The sequence below is a fragment of the Alphaproteobacteria bacterium genome, assembly GCA_020638555.1.
GTDB lineage: Bacteria > Pseudomonadota > Alphaproteobacteria > Bin95 > Bin95 > JACKII01.
In genome coordinates this window covers 429,703-449,436 of sequence record JACKII010000004.1, presented here as the reverse complement: position 1 = coordinate 449,436, position 19,734 = coordinate 429,703, and the positions used below count along the sequence as shown (strand labels likewise).

The 19,734-nt window shown below is 68.1% G+C and carries 16 protein-coding genes and 1 pseudogene; 4 read left to right on the top strand and 13 right to left on the bottom strand.

The genetic code is table 11. The features are described from left to right. Positions 1-159 precede the first annotated feature (159 nt). Positions 160-642: a hypothetical protein gene (locus H6844_16040; GenBank protein ID MCB9930914.1), complete on the top strand. Its 483-nt coding sequence runs from the start codon at positions 160-162 to the stop codon at positions 640-642. A gap of 24 nt (positions 643-666) precedes the next feature. Here the strand turns inward: H6844_16040 and H6844_16035 are convergent, their stop codons facing one another. The 5 genes from H6844_16035 to H6844_16015 all read right to left on the bottom strand — a co-directional run bounded on the left by H6844_16035 (position 667) and on the right by H6844_16015 (position 7,489). Next, a complete protein-coding gene (locus tag H6844_16035) occupies positions 667-1,647 on the bottom strand; it encodes a 50S ribosomal protein L11 methyltransferase (protein MCB9930913.1) in 981 nt (326 codons plus the stop codon). Positions 1,648-1,989: 342 nt separating this feature from the next. Then, positions 1,990-2,283: a GIY-YIG nuclease family protein gene (locus H6844_16030; GenBank protein ID MCB9930912.1), complete on the bottom strand. Its 294-nt coding sequence runs from the start codon at positions 2,281-2,283 to the stop codon at positions 1,990-1,992. A 318-nt stretch (positions 2,284-2,601) separates the two neighbouring features. Then, a complete protein-coding gene (locus H6844_16025) occupies positions 2,602-4,860 on the bottom strand; it encodes a UvrD-helicase domain-containing protein (protein MCB9930911.1) in 2,259 nt (752 codons plus the stop codon). An 80-nt stretch (positions 4,861-4,940) separates the two neighbouring features. Further along, positions 4,941-6,551, bottom strand: coding sequence for a hypothetical protein (locus H6844_16020; GenBank protein MCB9930910.1), 1,611 nt, complete (start codon positions 6,549-6,551; stop codon positions 4,941-4,943). 305 nt (positions 6,552-6,856) lie between these two features. Next, positions 6,857-7,489, bottom strand: a complete 633-nt coding sequence (locus H6844_16015; protein MCB9930909.1) for a response regulator transcription factor — start codon at positions 7,487-7,489, stop codon at positions 6,857-6,859. A gap of 129 nt (positions 7,490-7,618) precedes the next feature. On the opposite strand from H6844_16015, the gene H6844_16010 reads away from it, so the two are divergent. Next, the gene (locus H6844_16010; protein MCB9930908.1) at positions 7,619-9,553 is read left to right on the top strand and encodes a sensor histidine kinase; all 1,935 of its coding nucleotides are present in this window, start codon (positions 7,619-7,621) and stop codon (positions 9,551-9,553) included. On the opposite strand, the gene H6844_16005 is transcribed toward H6844_16010, so the two are convergent. From H6844_16005 to cobA, 6 genes and pseudogenes are all read right to left on the bottom strand, one after another. Beyond that, entirely contained in the window at positions 9,547-10,179 is a 633-nt protein-coding gene (locus H6844_16005; GenBank protein ID MCB9930907.1) for a pyridoxamine 5'-phosphate oxidase family protein, read from the bottom strand. The genes H6844_16010 and H6844_16005 overlap by 7 nt on opposite strands. 17 nt (positions 10,180-10,196) lie before the next feature. Continuing rightward, positions 10,197-11,126, bottom strand: a complete 930-nt coding sequence (locus tag H6844_16000; GenBank protein ID MCB9930906.1) for a fumarylacetoacetate hydrolase family protein — start codon at positions 11,124-11,126, stop codon at positions 10,197-10,199. Between the two features lie 131 nt (positions 11,127-11,257). Further along, complete coding sequence (locus H6844_15995; GenBank protein MCB9930905.1) at positions 11,258-11,662, bottom strand: DUF934 domain-containing protein; 405 nt, start codon at positions 11,660-11,662, stop codon at positions 11,258-11,260. A 12-nt stretch (positions 11,663-11,674) separates the two neighbouring features. Further along, positions 11,675-13,453: a nitrite/sulfite reductase gene (locus H6844_15990; GenBank protein MCB9930904.1), complete on the bottom strand. Its 1,779-nt coding sequence runs from the start codon at positions 13,451-13,453 to the stop codon at positions 11,675-11,677. Next, complete coding sequence (locus tag H6844_15985) at positions 13,440-13,811, bottom strand: DUF2849 domain-containing protein (protein MCB9930903.1); 372 nt, start codon at positions 13,809-13,811, stop codon at positions 13,440-13,442. Before H6844_15985 ends, H6844_15990 begins: the two co-directional genes overlap by 14 nt. Continuing rightward, positions 13,808-15,216 (bottom strand): annotated as a pseudogene (gene cobA / locus H6844_15980) (uroporphyrinogen-III C-methyltransferase). Before cobA ends, H6844_15985 begins: the two are co-directional and overlap by 4 nt. A 173-nt stretch (positions 15,217-15,389) precedes the next feature. Here cobA and H6844_15975 point away from each other — a divergent pair. Together H6844_15975 and H6844_15970 are read left to right on the top strand one after the other, a co-directional pair. After that, positions 15,390-15,860, top strand: coding sequence for an Lrp/AsnC family transcriptional regulator (locus H6844_15975; GenBank protein MCB9930902.1), 471 nt, complete (start codon positions 15,390-15,392; stop codon positions 15,858-15,860). A gap of 57 nt (positions 15,861-15,917) precedes the next feature. Continuing rightward, positions 15,918-17,018 carry a mandelate racemase/muconate lactonizing enzyme family protein gene (locus tag H6844_15970; protein MCB9930901.1) on the top strand — a complete coding sequence of 367 codons (1,101 nt, stop codon included), beginning with the start codon at positions 15,918-15,920 and terminating at the stop codon, positions 17,016-17,018. On the opposite strand, the gene H6844_15965 is transcribed toward H6844_15970, so the two are convergent. Then, a complete protein-coding gene (locus H6844_15965) occupies positions 16,993-18,279 on the bottom strand; it encodes a hypothetical protein (GenBank protein MCB9930900.1) in 1,287 nt (428 codons plus the stop codon). The genes H6844_15970 and H6844_15965 overlap by 26 nt on opposite strands. After that, positions 18,276-19,553, bottom strand: coding sequence for a glycosyltransferase (locus H6844_15960; protein ID MCB9930899.1), 1,278 nt, complete (start codon positions 19,551-19,553; stop codon positions 18,276-18,278). The genes H6844_15965 and H6844_15960 overlap by 4 nt, the downstream gene beginning before the upstream one ends. Between the last annotated feature and the right edge of the window lie 181 nt (positions 19,554-19,734).

The window sequence follows — 19,734 nt, the reverse complement described above, 5'->3', positions numbered from 1 at the left end:
GGCTCCAGGAAAACGCAGGGGGGAGGACAGGGGTATACCAGTCCGGGCGCAGGGAACAGCCGTTTGTTGGCGTGGGCGATTGCGGTCGCGGCGGATGGCTGGCGCGGATGGCTTCCGAGGCCTTAACATGGCGGGGCTCCATGGGAGAGAGAAGCCGCCATGCCGCGTGACCCCTACAATCTGCACCAGACCTCCGGCGCGTTCCTGCTGGAGGTGTTGCGCCGCCGCGCCGAGGCCGACGACGCGCCTGCCGCAGATGTGCGCCGCTACGAGATCGCCTGCGACGTCTATATCAAGCAGTGGAGCTATGCGGTTCTGAACAAGGTATTTTTCTGGCTGGCGCTGGCCGCGACCCTGGCGGTGCTGGTCTGGCCCGTGCTGCTGGCCACGCTGAAGTCGCTGGAGGGGCTGCAACTGGTGACATCCGCCATCACCCAGGCGATGGTGACCGCCGTTGCGGCGTTCTTCGTCGGCCTCTACCTGCACTACAAGGCGCGGCAGACCTCGGCCGAGACGCTGCTGCGCTCGATCGCCTTCGGCGACCAGCCGCCGGACAAGCTGGCCGAGTTGGTCAACCAGGAACTGAGCCGCATCGACCAGGGCGTGCGCTTCCGCACGCAGGCGAAGGAGGATGGGGAATAGCCCGAGGCCCTGCCGTTCCCTGGCTCAGCGAGCGTTGCCGCTGGGCGATGACGGGAACGCCTGAAAGCGCCGGGCCGTGCCACCCGCGGGCGGCTTGCGCAGCAACAGGCTCGGCCAGTCGCGGTCGCCGGCCCGGGCCTCCAGCACCAGCCCATAGGCCGCGAAGCGTTGCAGCAGCGGCCTTTCCTGGCCGGCCAGCAGGCCCGCCAGGATCAAGGCGCCGCCGGGGGCGAGCCGCTCGGCCATGCTGCGGGAAAAGCGCAGCAACGGGCGGTAGAGCAGATTGGCCAGGATCAGGTCGAAGGGCGCGCCATGGGCCAGCGCCCGGTGCCGCCAGCCGTCGGCGACAACGCAGTGCAGGCGCACGCCATTGGCGCGGGCGTTGTACGCCGCCACCTCCAGCGCGCGCGCGTCGATCTCGCTGGCGACGATGTGGGCGCCCGGATAGAGCCTGGCCGCCGCGATGGCCAGCAGGCCGCTGCCGGTGCCGATATCGGCGATGCGGCGGGGTCGCGGGCTTGGCCCAAGCCGCTGCATCAGCGTGAGGCAGCCATGGGTGGTGGCGTGGCCGCCGGTGCCGAAGGCGCGGCCGGCGTCCAGGCGGATGACGAGGGGCGCGGGCGGCGTGCGCTCCACATGGCTGGGCCGAACCAGCACGCGGCCGGCGCGGATGGCGGGGTGATGCGACTGGCTTTCCGAGACCCAGTCCGTGTCGCCGGCCAGTTCGTCCCAGGCGAGCGGCGGCAGCGGTTGGCGGAGCGCGGTGGCGGTCTCGGCCAGGGCCGCGCTCAGATCGTCCGTGGCGGGCGGGGCCTCGAACAGCGCCTCGACGACGCATTGGCCGGACATGAGAATGTCCGTCGCCCAGTCCTCGGGCTGGCTGAAGCGGCCGGCGTCCGGATCGGGCGCAACCTCGTAGATCGAGACCACGGCGGCCATCGGCTCAAGCGCCTGGGCATAGGCCTCGGCGTCGGTGGCCTCGGCGGTGAGGGCGAGGCGCCACATCACACCTTCTCCACGAAGCGGTCGACTGCGCGTGGGCCGTCATTGCGAGGCGGAGCCGAAGCAGTCCAGGCGGTCGTCAGTCCCGAAGCAGCCGAGCGCGATGGCGCAGAGAACGAGCAGTTTTGGTGTGGAGTGCGCCGTTGCGTCGGCTGGCCATGATGTCGGCAGCCGGTGGCTGCACCGGCTGCCGCTCTGGATTGCTTCGTCGCCTGCGGCTTCTCGCAATGACGGGGGAAAGGAATGGGCGAAAAACAAAATGGTGTCATCACACCTTCTCCACGAAGCGGTCGACCGCGCGCGGGCCGTCATTGCGAGGCGGAGCCGAAGCAATCCAGGCGGTCGTCAGTCCCAGACCAATTCGCCGAAAAGATCCCGCCATGCCGGGTTCATTGCCTCGATCAGAGCAAGCTTCTTCCTCCGGGAACCACCCTTGAGTTGCTTTTCGCGGGCAATCGCGGCAGGGAAGCTTTCGTGCAATTCGTACCAAACCAAAAGCTTGCAATTGTGTTGTTTGGTAAAACCGGGTGTGACGCCTTCGCGATGTTGCCAGATTCGCTGGCGGAGGGAGCCCGTAACCCCGGTATAGAGTGTGCCGTTCCGTCGGCTGGCCATAATATAGACCGCGGGTTGCTTCATTGGCAGCCTCTCTGGATTGCCACGCCCGCTGCGCGGTCTCGCAATGACGAAGTCGGGAAGGTGGGGTACCTGGCGAGCGTATTTGATCTTCTCCACGAAGCGGTAAACAACGCTCCGTTCCGTCATTGCGAGGCGGAGCCGAAGCAATCCAGGCGGTCGTCAATTCGAGGCTCCGGTCGTTTGGGGTGACGGTGTGGCGTTGCGTTTGCTCGCCATGATGGAGGCTGCGGGTTGCATGCGGGGCCCGTCTGGATTGCCACGCCCGCTGCGCGGTCTCGCAATGACGAAGCCGGGAAGGTGGGGAGCCTGGCGAAATCATCACACCTTCTCCACGAAGCGGTCGACGACGGTCTTGGCGCTGGTCTTTTCGAAGGCGATGTGCAGCTTGTCCACGTCGATCTCCAGGATGGTGCCGTAGCCGAATTTCTGGTGGAACACGCGCTCGCCGACGTTGAACGTGCCGGTCTTGGCCGGGCGCGAGACCACCTCCCAGGCGGCGTCGACCACCTTGCCGCCACTGGCCGCCGACGGCCGCCGCCAGGAGCCGGAGCCCCAGTCATAGCCGCTGCCGCCCCACGACCCCGCAGTCTGGCCGGCGGTGTTGCCGAGCAGGCCCTGCTCGCTGGCAAAGACGATCTGGTCTTCCGGCAGTTCGCTCAGAAAGCGAGAGGGCAGGGCGGTGATCCACTGGCCGTGCACCCGGCGGTTGGCGGCGCAGGAGATCAGCGCCCGCTTGCGCGCCCGGGTCAGGCCGACATAGGCGAGGCGGCGTTCCTCCTCCAGGCCGGCCGCGCCGCTGTCGTCGAGGGCGCGCTGGTGCGGGAACAGCCCTTCCTCCCAGCCGGGCAGGAACACGGTGTCGAATTCCAGCCCCTTGGCGGCGTGCAGGGTCATGACCGTGACCTGGTCCTCCGAGGCGCCGTCGTCATTGTCCATGACGAGGGCGATGTGTTCGAGAAAGCCTTCCAGGTTCTCGAACTCTTCCAGCGCGCGGGTCAGTTCCTTCAGGTTCTCCAGCCGCCCCGGCGCCTCGGGCGTTTTGTCGGCCTGGAGCATGGCGGTGTAGCCGCTCTCGTCCAGGATGGTCTCGGTCAGTTCCACCGGGTCGGCGTTCTCGACCGAGGCCATGGCCCGCCAGCGCTCGAAATCGGTCATGGCCTTGTTCAGCGCGTTGCGGGCGCGGGCCGGCAGTGCGTCGGACCGGCTGAGATTGAGCGCGGCGGCGTAGAGCGGCAGGCCGGCCTCGTGCGCGGCCTTGTGGATCGCTTGCAGCGTGGCGTTGCCGATGCCGCGACGGGGCTTGTTCAGCACCCGTTCGAAGGCCAGGTCGTCCGCCGGCTGGGCCGCGAGGCGCAGATAGGCGATGGCGTCGCGAATCTCCAGCCGCTCGTAGAAGCGCAGGCCACCGAAGACGCGATAGGGCAGGCCGATGGTGAGAAAGCGCTCCTCGAAGCTGCGGCTCTGAAAGCCGGCGCGCACCAGGATCGCGATCTCGCTGAGCTTGTGGCCCTGCCGGGCGAGGTCTTGGATCTGTTCGCCGACAATGCGGGCCTCCTCGTCGCCGTCCCAGACCTGGCGCACGCTGACCGGGTCGCCCTGCTTCGCTTCGGTCCAGAGCGTCTTGCCGAGCCGCTGGGCGTTGTGGGCGATGATGCCGCCGGCCGCCGCCAGAATCGGACCGGTGGAGCGGTAGTTCTGCTCCAGCCGGATGATTTGCGCGCCGGGAAAGTCCTGCTCGAAGCGCAGGATGTTGCCGACCTCCGCGCCGCGCCAGCCATAAATGGACTGGTCGTCGTCGCCGACGCAGCAAAGGTTCTTGTGGCCCACCGCCAGCATGCGCAGCCAGAGATATTGCGCGATATTGGTATCCTGGTACTCGTCCACCAGGATATAGCGGAAGCGGCGCTGGTATTCGGCCAGAATGTCCGGGTGCTGCTGGAACAGCACCAGGCAGAGCAGCAACAGGTCGCCGAAGTCGACGGCGTTCACCGCGCGCAGCCGCGCCTGATAGGCCGCGTAGAGCGGCACCAGCCGGCCGCCGGCGGCCTCGCCGGCCTCGGCGGGGGAGACCTTGTCCGGCGTCAGGCCGCGATCCTTCCAGCGCTGGATCGCCGGCATCAGCACCCGCGGCGACCAGCGGCCGGGGTCGAGGCCCGCGGCCTCGATCACCTGTTTCAGCAGGCGCTGCTGATCGTCGGTGTCGAGGATGGTGAAGCCGCTTTTCAGGCCCACCAGTTCCGTGTGCCGGCGCAGGATGCGCAGGCAGAGCGCGTGGAAGGTGCCGAGCCACAGCGCTTCTGTCAGGTCGCCGGCGATGGCAGCCACCCGCTCCTTCATCTCGCGCGCGGCCTTGTTGGTGAAGGTGACGGCCAGGATCTGGCTCGGCCACGCCTTGTTGAGGTTCAGGATATGGGCGAGGCGGGTGGTCAGCACCCGCGTCTTGCCGGTGCCGGCCCCGGCCAGCACCAGCACCGGCCCGTCCAGCGCCTCCACCGCCGCGCGCTGCGGCGGGTTGAGGGTGGCGAGATAGGGCGGGGCCGCGGCGGGCGCGGGCGGGGCGGGGCGAAACTCTGACATGCCGTCATAAATAGCACGCCCGCGCCCAAAATGGAGAGGACAAGGCGCCCGCCGGGACGCCTTGTCGGGGACAGGTGCGCTCAGGCCGCGACAGCCGCGGGTGCGGAGCGGCGGCGCCAGGCCAGCAACAATCCGGGCACCACCACCAGCGCCAGGGCCGAGGCCTCGGGAACCCGGATGCGCAGCGGGCCGGTGCTGAGCGAGGCGAACTGGACCGCCTGGGTGCTGGAGAAGCTGCTGGATTCGGCAACGGGGACCAGCCCGGTCGCGTTCGCGCCGGGCAGGGCATCCAGATAGGGGTCGCGGAAGGTGTATTGCAGGATCTGGTCGTCGAACCGGAAGCCGGGAATGGTCACGCCGTTGGTGCCGGGGACCAGGGTGAAGGGCGGCGGGTCCACGTATTTGATGCAGCCAGTGAAACCGGGAATCAGGCAGAACCGGGGCGGGTCGACGATCACCGGGTCCGTGGGCGGCACGACGACGATTTCCGGGAATTTCAGGAACAGGCCGCCGACGGTCACCGTAAAGTCCTGGGTCGCTGCCAGGTCGATGCTGGTCTGCAACAGGCTGTCGAGGGTGATGACGGGGTCGAAGATCAGGCTGCCGGGGTCGGTGGGGGCGTCCAGGGTCAGGCTCTCGCCGGCGGCGAAGGTGTGGATGCCCAGTTCCGGCCCCAGGTCCAGGGTGATTTGCGGCGTGCCGGTGAACTCCAGCCGCTGGTCCTGGAACATCTGGGTGCTGAGCACGCCGCTGAACAGGTCGTAGCCGAATTGCAGGCCGGCGCCCAGGTCGACCGGCCCCAGGCTGGCGAGCGTGGCGCCGGGGATGAAGCCGGCCAGGTTGACATTGATGGCGGTAAAGGCGTCGTGGCCCGTGCCGACCAGCGTGTTGCCGCCCTCCAGCGTGCCCTGGACGCTCAGATTCGGCGCCTCGATCCGGCCGTCGATATTGGTGGCGTTGGCGATGGCGAAATCGATCAGGAAATCCGGATCGGTGGCCGAGCGTCCGTCATCGGTGTTGTCCGGGTCGATGTTCACGCCGGAGCCGGCAATGCTGGGCTTGCCATAGCCGGGAATGTCGATCTGGAATTCGGTGCTGGTCGCGGTCTGCTTCACCAGGGGAATCGTGCCCAGCGGTTGGTTGACGTCCAGGATTTTCTCGTCAACGAAGCAGCCGAACGCGCACGCTTTCAGGCCCAGTTCCGCTTTCAGGCCGACCTGGGCGCCGATGTCCAGAACGGCCTGATTGGCTTGCGACTGGAAGCCCGCGCCGGGCAGCACCTCGAAGGACGAGCCGATGGTGAAGGGGCGGCCGGGCTCGATGGCGGTCGGCGTGTCGAGCGTGACCCGAACCGGAAAGTCCACGGTGGTTGTGCCCAGCGAGAAATCGCTGACCTTGGTCAGAAGGTTGATGTCCACGCCCGCGCGGAAATTGGCGGCGAGCCCGAATTCGCCGAACACCGGCACGTCGACAATGGCGCCGGCCGAGAGATCGGGCCCCAGGGGCACCTTGCCCAGCACCGCCTGAAACTCGGGCGCGACCTGGGTCGGATCGAAGATCGGGATGCCGGTTTGCTGAAAATTTACGTCGAAACTGCGTTCTAACGCGAACGCCGCCGTTGGCGCCGCAGCGATGAGTGCGAAGGTCAGGCCCTGTCGGACAAGTCTTGAAGGCAGGCACAAGTTGGTCATGCTGGTCTCCTGCGGCGTGTGGCCGGTGTTCGGATAATCGGGTGCGAACGGCGCCACGGATCGGGCGAGCGATGCGACTTGTTATGATTGAGCCCCTTACCCTGCTGGGGTCGGCGCGTTGGTCGAACCATGGGAATAGTGTCAGCCAGGCCGGCCCCCCGGTATCGGGTGATCACCCCATTTCCATCGCTATGTATGGTCGGATGCGGGTAGGGTATCGGCGGCCCGCACGGGCGGTGGCCGCAGGCGTCCCCGGAACCGAGCGGCCGGAAACCGCGCGGCGCGAGGCGGCGCGGAACCGGGGCTCAATCCGGCAGGGAGGCGTCCAGCAGACCGTCCCGCATGGCGCGCACCAGCAGGGTCGCGGTTGAATGGACGCCCATTTTTCGCATGAGATTGGTGCGGTGGCTGTCCACGGTCTTGGCGCTGACGCCCAGCCGCTGGGCGATCAGCGTGTTGGAGAGGCCGCGGGCGATGGCGTGCAGCACCTCGATTTCCCGGCCGGTCAGGGTCTCGGCCGCGCGATGGGCGTCGAGGATCGCCCGGGCTTCGGGCGACACGATGTGGACGCCCTGGACTGCGATGCGGCGGATGCCGTCGCAGAGCGCCTCCGGCGCGCCGGTTTTCAGGAACACGCCGGCAACGCCGGCGGCGATCAGGTCGCGCAGCACCGGCGCGCTGGCATTGGCGGTGAGGATGGCAAAGCGCGTCGACGGAGACCAGCGGCGGGCCTCGTGAAAGGTCTCGACGCCGTTGGCGCCGGCCATGGCGAGGTCGAGGACGACACAATCCGGTTGCAGACGCTTGATCAGCGCAATCGCCTCGATGCCGTTGGCAGCCGTGCCGACGACGCGCAAATCCGGTTCCGCGGACAGCGCTCTGGCGATGCCGGCAGCGAAGAATGCATGGTCGTCGACAATCACGATGGATTTCGGCACGGAGCGGCTACCTCTGCTTCGGCTCTCGTTCGATTGGCTTTGCTGCGATTCATATGGATTGGATTAATATACGGATTTGTTGTTTTTCCGGCAATATGTTACGCGAATGGAGGCGATTTCGTCCTAAGGTTGCATGGTCCGGCGTCGACGGCGGAGTTGCAGGGGCATATCGCCTATGCGCTGGACCCGGACTGGTCGCTGACCCTGGCCGACCTGACCGGTGCTGCCGCAGGACGGATGCAACCCGTCACGGAACAGGTGCCGGATTTCGGCTATACCAAGGCGCGGATCTGGCTGCGGTTGCGGGTGGAGAACGCCACCGCCGGCCAGCGGGACTGGCGCATTCATTTCCGCGAGAATTTCAAGCAACTGTTCGACGTGTTCGTGGTCCATGAGGACGGCCGCATCGCCCATGTCCTGTCGCAGGACATGGAGCATGGCTTCGCCAGCCGGCCGGTGCCGTTTCCCGAACTGGTGGCGCCCTTCGTGCTGGAGCCGGGAGAGGCGGCGGCGATTTATGTCCGGTTCTGGTCCGGCGGCTCCTCGTCCCTGGCGTTTTCGGTGGAAACGGCCGACAGCTTCGCCGCCATCGCCGCGGCGCGCACGGCGAAGAATTTCGTCTATTACGGCATGACCCTGCTGCTGATCATCATCGCGTTGGGGGCGTTGCCGGTGTTCCGGCATCCGATCTTTCTGGCCTATGCGGCCTATGCCGGCAGCTCGCTGCTGTTCCTGATGCACGCCGATGGCGTCGCCTTCCAGTATCTCTGGCCGGCAGCACCCCATTTCAACGGCGTCGCCTCGGTCGTGACCGGATCGGCGATTATCATCGCCGGCACGCTGTATGCACGGGTGTTCCTGCAAACCGCCCGGCTGCATCCGTGGCTCGACCGGTTGTTGGTGGGCATGGTCCTGGTGACGCTGGGGATCGACGTCGCCTGTTTCATCGGCGACCTGCAAGTCCTGAAAAAGCTGCTGGTGCTGGTGGCGTTTTCCGCCACCCTCTTGTTCCTGGCCTCGGGTCTGGTGGCGGCGCGCACCCGGTTCCGCGAGGTGCGGTTCTATGTTCTGGCCTGGCTGGGCGCGGTGCTGTCGGCGGCGATCATGACCATGCGCCACTGGCTGGGCCTGGAGATTTCCCAGGACGTGCAGTTCGATTCCATGCGCATGGTCATGGTGTTCGACGCGACCATGATGGGGCTGGCCATCGCCGACCGCTACAACCAGTTGCGGCAGTCGCGGCAGCAGGCGTTGCAGGCCAGCCTGCACCAGGCGCAACGCAATCTGATGCTGAACCGGCGCCTGGCGGAGCTGGAGGAGCAATACAGCCTGGCCGTCTCGGCGGCTCAGGCCCAGGGTGAGCGGGCCAGCAATGCGGTGCACGACCTGCGCCAGCCGCTGCACGCGCTGCGTCTGGAGGTGCGCAACGTGCTGGGCGGGTCGGTGGAAACGGACGAGAGCCGGTCACGGATCGACTCGACGCTGGCCTATCTCGAACGGCTGGTCGCCTCGCATCTGAGCGCGGCGCCGGGCGTCGGGTTGCACGGCCAAGGCGACGGGCATGGGGGCGAGGCCGGCGGCGAGGATTCGCTGGCGACGCCGGTCATTCTGCAAAGCGTCTGCGAGATGTTCCGGCCGGACGCCGAGGCCAAGGGGTTGGATTTTCGTTTTGTGCCCAGTTCCTGCCAGGTGGCGGTGGAGCCGCTGGCGCTGATGCGCATTCTGAGCAATCTGGTCGGCAATGCGATCAAGTATACGGCAGAGGGGCGTTTGCTGCTGGGTGTGCGCCGGGCCGGCGGGCGGGTGCGGATCGAGGTGCACGACACCGGACCCGGTCTCTCCGAAGCGGAGTTTGGCGCGGTGCTGGGGCGGCAGGTGCGGCTCGACCGCGATCTGGGCGCGGCGGAGGGCAACGGCCTCGGCCTCGCCATCGCAGCGGAACTGGCGCGGGCCAACGGGTGCGTGTTGCGGCTCGCCGAAGGACGCCGCAGCGGCGCCGGGCTGGTTCTGGACTGCCCGGCGACCGCGATTGTGCCTCGGCGGCTGTCAGAGCCGGCTCAGTAAATGGTCTTGGCGAGGCGTTCCGGATAGTTCCGGTCGTATTCCTCGCCGTCGAACGTCCCGTTCGAGAGTGCGGCGATCATCTGGCCGACGGTGGGCAGGCTGGACCGCGGCACCCGGCTTTCCGGGTCCCAGAGGCGCGAGCGCACCAGCGCCTTGGGGCACTGGAAATACACCCGCTCCACATGCACGACGATGACCGAGCGCGGCAGCTTGCCGTGGATTGCGAAGCTTTGCAGCAGCTCGGGATCGACCGAGAGTTCGGCCCGGCCGTTGATGCGCATGGCCTCGCCCACGCCCGGGATCAGGAACAGCAGCGCGCAACGGCCGTCGCGGACGATGTTGCGCAGCGTGTCGGCCCGGTTGTTGCCGTTGCGGTCCGGCAGCAGCACGGTCTTGCGGTCGACGATGCGCACCAACTGGCCCTTCGGGTCGCCCCGCGGCGAGCAGTCGACGCCTTCCTCGGCCACCGAGGCGATCATCACGAACGGCGAGGCTTCGATGAAGGCCCGGTAATGGTCGGAAATATGGTCGATTTCCTTGGCGACGGCGCCGGCGCTGGGCTCGCCGTAAATCGCCTCCAATTGTTCGATGGAGGCGATTTTATGCTCGGGAGCGATCTGGGTCATGGGCGGTCTCCGCCGGGCTATTTCGCGTATTTGCCCGAAAGCTGCGGGGTGTAGTTGCCGGGCTCGCCGGACTTGCGGTGGCCGGCGCGGGTGACGCGGGCCCAGGTGCGCTTCAGCGGGTCGGAGACGGTAAATTCCAGCTTGCCGAGCGGCCCGACTTCCAGGGTGACGGTGTCGCCGTCCTGGAACGGGTTCAGGCCCTGGTGGTTGGTGCCGGTGGCAACGATGTCGCCCGGCTCCAGCGTGTGGATCGACGACAGCCATTCGATGCAGCGCGGGATTTTGTTGGCCATGTCGTCGGTGTTGAAATCCTGCATGACCTGGCCGTTGACGGTCAGTTTCACCGGCAGCGCGTGCGGGTCGGCGATCTCGTCGGCGGTGACCAGGAACGGGCCGGTGGGCGCGAACGTATCCCGGCTTTTCGCCTGGAAGAACACGTTTCCGGGCGGCGGCAGGTCGCGGGCCGAGCCGTCGATGAAGTTCATGTAGCCGAAGACGTGGCTCATGGCGTCGGCCTGGGAGACATTGGTCGCCCGCTTGCCGATCACCAGCGCCAGTTCCGCCTCGCCCTCGAAAATGCCGGCCGGCGCATCGGGCAGGGCCATGGTGTCGCCGTGGCCGATCAGCGAGGCCGGGGTTTTGTGGAAGCCGTTGATCGGGGCGGCTTTCTCCAGCAGGCCGTTTTCCATGTAGTTCACGGCCATGCAGTCGATTTTCTGCGGCATCGGCACCGGCGGGCGCAGCCGCACCTGGGCGAGCGGCGTGCCCTCGATGGTGGCGAGCGCGTCCTCGATCTTGCCCTTCAGGGCGTCGAAATTCTCAATCAGGCAGACGATCAGGTCGCGATTGTCGCGATGGGGCAGGTGGGTCACCAGGCTGGTGATGTCCACGACGCGGTCGCCCTTTACGGCGCCCAGGCGGAAATCGTCGAAATAGCAGAGTCTCATCGGCGTTGCCTCGCTAGAGCGGAATTGCTCCGAACTTTAGGGCGGGCAAGGCCGGTGTGCCAGGGGGAATGTCGCGCGCCCGCCACCCGGCGGGAGGCGAGCCCGTCGGCGGGCGCGCGATGCACGGGGGGTTAGCGACGGGCTTGCAGCGCGTGGCCCCGTACGGCGGCGACGGCCAGCCAGTGCTCTTCCGGCTGGCGCTGGGCCAGGGTCTCGTCGATCTCCACCTCGTCGAAGCCGCAGGCGCGGGCGAGCGGGTACTGGTCGGCGATCACATGGCCCTTGGCCCGCAACCGGCCGCGATAGCCGAGCGCCCGGAGGCGCCGGGCGAGCGAGAAACCGCGCCCGTCGGCAAAGCTGGGGAAGGCGACGGCGATCAGGTCGACCGCTTCGAAATGCGGGGCGAGGTCGCGGGCATCGATGGTGTTCGCGACCTCCACCCCGTGTCCCGGCTCGCCGCCGCCGCTTTCCAGGGCGGAGAGCGACACCAGGGCGGTGGGATCGGTGACGAAGCCGGTATCGGTAACGACAGGCATGAGTGGGGCCTCTCAGAAATGGTAGAAGACGAATTCGCCGGGCGCGGCGACGATGGGCGCCGGCGGCGTGGCGCGCGGCTTGGCCGCCGGTGGATTCGCGGTCGGTAAATTCGCGGTCCGGGCCGGTTCGGGATAGAGCGCGGCCTTGAACGGCGCGGCGCCCAGCCGGCGATAGGCCTGGAGGAAGGTTTCCTCCGGGCTCTGACGCAGTGCGCGATAGGCGGTCAGCAGCCGGTCGATGGCGGGCACCACCTCCTCGAAGGCGAAGCCGGGGCCGGCGCGCTCGCCGATGGTCGTGGTCTCGGTCGCGTCGCCGCCGAGGGTGATCTGGTAGCTTTCCATTCCCGCTTTCTCCAATCCCAGAATGCCGATATGGCCGACATGGTGGTGGCCGCAGGCATTGATGCAGCCGGAAATCTTGATCTGGAGCCGGCCGATATCCTTCGCGTCCGCCGGCTCGGCAAAGTGTTGCGAGATCGCCTGGGCGACCGGGATCGAGCGGGCCGTGGCCAGGGCGCAATAGTCCATGCCCGGGCAGGCGATGATGTCGGTCACCAGGCCGACATTGGCGGTGGCGAGGTCGGCCTGTTGCAGGCAGGCGAACACCTCCGGCAGGTCGGCGGCGCGGACATGGGGCAGGACGATGTTCTGTTCGTGGCTGACCCGCAATTCGTCGAGGCTGTAGCGTTCGGCGATGTCGGCCAGCGCCCGCATCTGCTCGGCGCTGGCATCGCCCGGCGCCTGGCCGATGGGCTTCAGCGAGACCGTGACGATGCGGTAGCCGGGCTGGCGGTGGCCGCTGACATTGGTCGCGACCCAGTCGCGGAAGGCGCTGTCGGCGGCCAGGGCCGCGTCCAGGTCGTCGTCCACGTCCGGCAGGTCGTCGAAGGCGGGCGGCGCGAAATAGGACCGGATGCGCGCGATTTCCTCCGGTTTCAGCGCCAGGGTCGGGCCGTCCCCGCCAGCGAGCAGGCGTTGGAACTCCGCCTCCACCTCGGCGCGGACGGTCTCCAGCTTGGCCTCGTGCACCAGGATTTTGACGCGGGCCTTGTACTTGTTGTCCCGGCGGCCGTGCAGGTTGTAGACGCGCAGGATCGCTTCCAGATAGGGCAGCAATTGCGCCTTCGGCAGGAATTCGCGGATGACCTTGCCGACCATCGGCGTGCGGCCGAGGCCGCCGCCGACAATCACCTCGAAGCCCACCTCGCCGCCGGCGCTCCGCACCATGCGCAGGCCGATATCGTGCGCCTTGGTCACCGCCCGGTCATTGGGCGAGCCGGTGACGGCGATCTTGAACTTGCGCGGCAGGAAGGCGAATTCCGGGTGGCCGCTGGACCATTGCCGGATGATCTCCGCCGTCGGCCGCGGGTCCTCGATTTCGTCCGCGGCGGCACCGGCGAAATGATCGGCGGTGACATTGCGGATGCAGTTGCCGGAGGTCTGGATCGCGTGCATGCCGACATCGGCCAGCGCTTCCAGAATGGCCGGAACGTCGGCGAGCTTCGGCCAGTTGAACTGGATGTTCTGGCGCGTGGTGAAGTGGCCGTAGCCCTTGTCCCAGCGCTCGGCAATCCAGGCGAGCTGGCGCATTTGGCGCGGGTTCAGCGTGCCATAGGGAATGGCGACCCGCAGCATGTAGGCGTGCAATTGCAGATAGAGGCCGTTTTGCAGGCGCAGCGGCTTGAACTCGTCCTCGGTCAGCGCGCCGGAGAGGCGGCGCTGCACCTGGCCGCGGAACTGGTTCACACGGTTGCGGACATAGCGGTCGTCGAATTCGTCATAACGGTACATGGTCGGTGTCCTGCCGGCGCACGGCCGGCGTTGTGGCCTGCCGGCGAATGGCCGGCTTTGTGGCTTGTGGGCCGAGATCGGTGCGATGCGAGGGGCCGAGCGTGCGAATGCGCTCGCGATAGTGGACCGGTTGCGCTCTCCCATCCGTGGGACATCGAACGGCGATCAGATAGGGCTCCACCGCGTGTGCCGGCTGCGCCTTGGCGGCGGCGAGCAGGCAGTCGGCTTCGGCATCGCTGTCGGCAAGGGCGGCGTCGCCCAGGCTGCGCGACCAGTGGAGGCGGGCGGTCAGATAGACCACGTCGCCGCTCAGCAGGTCGTTTGCGGTCACCGCCTGTCGGGTGGGGGCGTCGCTCATGACAAGCCTCCCGCGGCGGCTGGCCATGGGGCGGCCAAGTCCTCTGCCACAGACGAGCGGGGGGCGATGCCGAGGAACAGCACGGCCGGGCCCTCAATCCCGGCGGCCGTCATGTCGGCCGTCAGGTTGGCAAGGGTGGTGGCGACGATGGTCTGGTCGGAGCGCGAGGCGTTCTCGACCACGCTCATCGGCGTGCCGGGATCGGTGCCGACCATCAGCAACCGCCCTTGCAGGAACGGCGCGGCGCGCACGCCCATATAGATCGCCGCGGCCGCGCCGGGCTTGGCGAGCGAGCGCCAGTCGTGCTCGGCAAAGCCGTTCACGTCCTGGCCGGTCAGGAAGCGCAGCGAGCCGTTGCGGCCGCGCCGGGTCAGCGAGACCTTCGCCGCCGCTGCCGCCGCCGTCGCCGCGGTGATGCCGGGGACGACGGCATAGCCGATGCCGGCGTCCTCCAGCGCCTCCATCTCCTCGTCGAGCCGGCCATAGACGCCGGGGTCGCCGGATTTGAGGCGCACCACCTGGAAGCCGGCCGTGGCCTCCGCCACCAGGCGGGCATTGATGTCCTTTTGCTGCCAGCTCGGCCCGCCGGGCGTCTTGCCGACCGCGATCAGCCGGGCCTCGCGCCGCGCCAGTTCCAGCACCGCGGGCGAGACCAGGCGGTCGTGAATGACCACGTCGGCCTCGTGCAGCAGCGCCCGCGCCTTCTGGGTCAGGAGCGACGGGTCGCCGGGGCCGGCGCCGACCAGATGGACGAAACCGGGCGGCGCCGTTCCCGTCCGGCCTCGGCCGCCAGGGCGGCGAGCGCCGCGCGCGCGGCCGGCTCACCGCCGTCGCGGAGGGCCTGCGGGCCGACACGGTCGAAAAAGCGGGACCAGAAGCGCCGCCGCGGCATGCCGCGCGGCAGCCGTGCCGCCTGCGGACGGAACTCCTCGGCAATGCGCGCGAGCGGGCCCAGGTCGCCATCCAGCGTCGCTTCCAGGTCCGCCTTGATCCGCCGTGCCAGCACCGGGGCGCTGCCCTCGGTGGCGATGGCGACGGTGACCGGATCGCGGTCGACCAGGGCGGGGGTGAGGAAATCGCTGGACTCGCGGCTGTCCACGGCGTTGCAGAGCGCGCCGGCAGCCCGGCCCAGATCGACGACCCGGTCCTGTTCCGAGGGGTCCGTGCCGGCGGCATAGACCAGGGTCGCGCCGACCAGATCGGCGGCGGCCACCGGCCGGCGGTAGAGCCGCATTCGCCCCTCGGCCGCACAGCGCTCCATCTCCGGCAGGGCGTCGTCGGCAAAGACGACGATGCGGGCTTCGGTCTTGAGCAACAGGCGCAGCTTGGCCAGCGCCGCTTCGCCGCCACCGGCGACGATCACGGTCTTGCCACGCAGATCGAGGGATATCGGCAGATGCCGCATGCAACAGTCTCCTCCACACACGGTGTGAGTGTGCTGGGTTGGCACTGGAGAGGTTATGCCGCAAACGGGGAAAATTTTCCACTTTTCCGCTGAAAATTCTAAAAAATAGGGAGACAGTACCGATTGAATTGGCTATCAGGGAATGAATTCGCCATGGCCTCGGGATTCTCAAAATGGCTGTCACGTTGGACGAACTCGACCGGAAAATTCTCGCCGCCTTGCAGGAGGACGCAACGCGGCCGCTGGATGAACTCGCGCAACTGGTGGGCTCGTCGCGCACGCCGGTCTGGAACCGGATCAAGCGCCTGCGCGAGCGCGGCGTCATCAAGCGCCAGGTCGCCGTGGTCGATCCGGAGTCGGTCGGGCTCAGCGTGTGTTTCTTTGTCTTCATCCGCACGGCGGAGCATGACGCCGGCTGGCTGCAACGGTTTCTGGAGGCGGTGCAGAACGCGCCGTCGGTGATCGAGGCGCACCGGCTGGCGGGCGAGGTCGACTATATCCTGAAGGTGCGGGTGCCGAACGCCCGGGCCTATGACGATTTCTACCAGTCGCTGATCCGGCACGTGAAAATCTTCAGCGTGACCTCCACGCTGTCGATGGAGGAGATCAAAAGCGACCACGGCCTGCCGATACCGGTGGAGTGAGGCGGCGGCTTTGTCCTAGAGTTGCGTTCAACCGAACCGCCAACAGGGAACGCGCCCATGTCTCGCCCCGACACCACCATCGCCAGCGCCAAGGTCACGCTGCTGCGCCTGCCCTTCGTCGAGCAGCCGAAGCTCTCCGCCAATTTCACCCGCGACCGCGAAGTGCTGGTTGTGGAGATCGAGACCAAGGCCGGCCATGTGGGCGTCGGCTACCAGTTGTTCCTGCGCGACGGCTTCCGCACCGTGAAGGCGTGCCTGGAAGAGCAGTACCTGCCCCACATCATCGGCCGCGACGCGACCGAGGTGGAGGGGCTTTGGCGCGAGATGTATATGGGCTCGATCGCCGACGGCCGCATGGGGGTCAATCTCTACGCCATCAGCGCCATCGACGTGGCGCTGTGGGACATTGTCGGCCAGGCGGCCGGCCTGCCGTTGCACCGGCTTTGGGGCCATGTGCGCAGCCAGGTGCCGGCCTATGGCTCCGGCTGCTGGCGCGGCATGGGCGGCGAGGGCATGGCCGAGAAGGGCGCACGCTTCGTCTCCCAGGGCTTCAAGGCGATCAAGATGCAGGTCGGCCATATCTGGACCGACGCCGAGGACGTCGCCAATGTCGCGCTGATGCGGGACACGGTCGGCGACGAGATTGACATCATGGTCGACGTCAACATGGCCTGGACGGCCGACAAGGCCATCGTCATGGGCCACAAGCTGGAGGAGCACGGCATTTACTGGCTGGAAGAGCCGGTGATCCCGATGGACTTCGCCGGCTATCGCCGCATCGCCCGCGCGCTGACCCACACCCGCGTCGTCGGTGGCGAGAGCCATTTCACCCGTTATGACCTGCAACCGTTTTTCGAGGACCCGTGCTGCCCGATCCTGCAACCGGACGTGGTGCGCGGCGGCCTGACGGAGTTGCGCAAGATCGCGGTGATCGCCGACACCTGGGGCCTGAAGATCGCGCCGCACCTCTATCCGGAACTGATGATCCATCTCTGCGCCTCGATCCCGAACGCGGAGATTCTGGAGGATATGGGCCTGATGGACGGCATGTTCGTCGATGCGCCCCAGGCGGTGAACGGCATGGTCACCGCGCCGGAGACGCCGGGGCACGGCCTGAAGATCAAGCCGGAAATCATGACCGACGCGGCGGTGGGGTGAGCCTGGCGGTCGCTGCCCGCTCCGCCACCGCCCCGGCGGCGGTGAGCAGGGCGAGGCCGCCCCAGAAGCGCGGGTCGTTGATGCCGCCGATCAGCAGCAAATAGCCCAGCATGCCGGCGGCGGCGAACGGCCAGTGACCGCCGCAGGCATAGCGCCAGAACGCCATAAGGCTCGCCGCGAAGGCCAGACTGCCGACGACTCCCAGCTGGATCAGGCCGATGGCGAGGCCGTTGTTGCCCAGCGGCGAGGTGGTGGCAATCAGCGTGCCGGTGTCCAGGCCCAGATGCTGCGCGGCGGCGATGGCATAGGGCAGGCCGCTTTCCTTGGCGCCGAAGCCCAGGCCGAACAGCGGGTAGTCGCTCCAGACCCGACCCAGCACCTCGAACGGCAGGACGATGCGGATCAGATAGCTGGTGTCCTGGCCGGTGAGGATGTGGTCGAGCCGCCCCGCGAACAGCGCCTCACCCGCCACCACGGCCAGTGGCGCCAGCACCAGAGCCGCCGTCGCCGCCAGCACCCAGGTCAGCGCGCCGCGGCTGCGGCAGAGGTCGGCGATCCAGGCGGCGGGCAGGGCGACCAGCACGGTCGGGCTTTGCACCACCAGGACGCCGCCGGCCAGCAGGGCATAGAGGCCGGCGCCGCGCCAAGAGCTGCGGGCGGTGGCGTACCAGACCAGCAACATCAAAACATAGAATTTGGCGACGTGGCTGGGCTCGCTGGCGAACAGTTTCGGCCGCACGCCGCCATAGAGCAGCCGGTCGCGCGTGTCGGCTGCATAGGTGATGGCCTCCGGGTAGAGCGCGGTGCGCACCGCGTCCGACACGGCGCCCAGGCCCAGCCAGCGCTCGGCCGCGGCGCCGGCCAGGATCGCCAGCAGTGCCGCGAGCGCCAGCCGCGCCAGACCGGCGGCGGAGCGCCGGCGCAGGCCGGCGAGCACGCCCAGGGCCATGGCGAGGCTGGCGAGGAACACGAGAAAGCTGGTGGCGAATTCCGAGCCGAACGTCGCCCACAGGCCGGGCGCCCACAGCGCCGGGTTCAGCAACAGCGAGGCGGCGGCAAGGATGATCCACGCGCCGGCGAACAGCAGGTCGCCATGGCGCAGGCGGCCCAGATGCAGCGCCAGCAATCCCCCGCCGCCCGCCAGCGCACCGACCGCCGGCACTTTGACGCCGTCGCTCAACACCAGATCGGCATGCAGGTAGAAGCCCAGCAGGAACAGGGCCGTCAACGCCGTATCCATCCCGCGGCCGGCGCGGCTCATGGCGCGATCCCGGCGGCTTCGTAAAGGCTGGCCTCCAGGCGCAGGAACCAAGCCTCCCAGGTCCAGCCGGCCTCGACAAAGGCGCGGGCAGCCGCGCCCAGGCGCCGGCGCTCGTCGCCGTCGGCCATCAGGCGCACCACGGCGGCGGCGAATTCCTCCGGCGTGTCGGCGATCAGCGCGGCTTCGCCGGGCGGCAGGCCGATGCCCTCGTTGGCGATGGAGGTGGCGACGATGGCCTTGCCGGCGGCGGCATAGTCCAGCAGCTTGTTCTGCATCCCCGCTCCGGCGCGCACCGGGTTGACGGCCAGGGCGGCGCGCGCCAGCCAGGGGGAGGGGTCGTCGACCTCGCCGACAATGTCGATGCCGTCCGTGCCGTCCAGCGCCTCGATGGCCGCGCGTGGGCGGCGGCCCAGCACGCGGAAGCGGGCCGCGGGCCGTTCGCGCCGCACCAACGGCCAGACCTCACGCGCGAACCACAGCACCGCCTCCACATTGGTGTTGGTGGCGAGCACCCCCAGGAACAGCGCCGTGTCCGGCTCCTGCAGGGCCGGGTTCGGCGCGGGCTTGGAGAGGTCGACGCCGTGGGGGATCAGCACGGCGTTGTCGATGGCGGGTTGCCCGGCGGCGATGCAGGCCTGTTCGACCGCCGCCCGGTCGGCGGGGCCGATCAATACGGTCTGGGTGAAGCGTTGCCAGACCCGCGCCTCGTAGGCCCGGACCCGCGGCAGTTCCAGCCGATAGAGCCAGCGTTCGCGCCGGCTGCGGAACGTGCCCAGCATGCGGGAAATGTTCAGGGTCTGGGACAGTTGCATCGCCAGCACCCGCGGCGGCGCGCGCAGGCCGCGCACCGCCTCGGCGCTGCGGATGTAATAGACATAGATCAGGTCGAACCGCTCCGCCGCGGCCTGGACCGCAGCCGCCTGGGCGCGGTCGTGGAACAGGCCGACCTGGAGCGGCAGATTGCCGGGCAGGGCGGCGAGCGCGCCCAGAAGCGCACGCCAGCGCGGCCGGCGGAACCAGTGGACGGCGGCGCAGTGGTCGGCCAGCCAGCGCTGGGCCTCGGGCTCCACCGGGGCGTCGTGCAGGGCGAACAGCTCGACTTGGTGGCCACGGGCCGCGAGGAAGGCGAGCCAGTGGGCCACGGCCATCTGGTCCGCGCGCAGCATCGGCAGCGGCGGTCGGCTGGTCACCACCGCAATGCGCAACGGTCGTACCGCTGACGGAACCGCCGCGAACGAAGGCGGCAGGCCATGGTGAATCGGTCGTTTCGACATTTGCTGCAATTTTTGCCGTTCTTGCTGCAACCGCATCCTAAACGTGTCTGTGTAGTTGAGTAGCGTAACGCCAGAACGCGCACAGGTTTAGTCTTGATTTTGAGGGCAAGCATGGAGAACGGCAGGCTCGATCCCCCCCTGGCTCCGGCAATGGTGTCGGTCGGCAGGCCGGGAAGCGGAG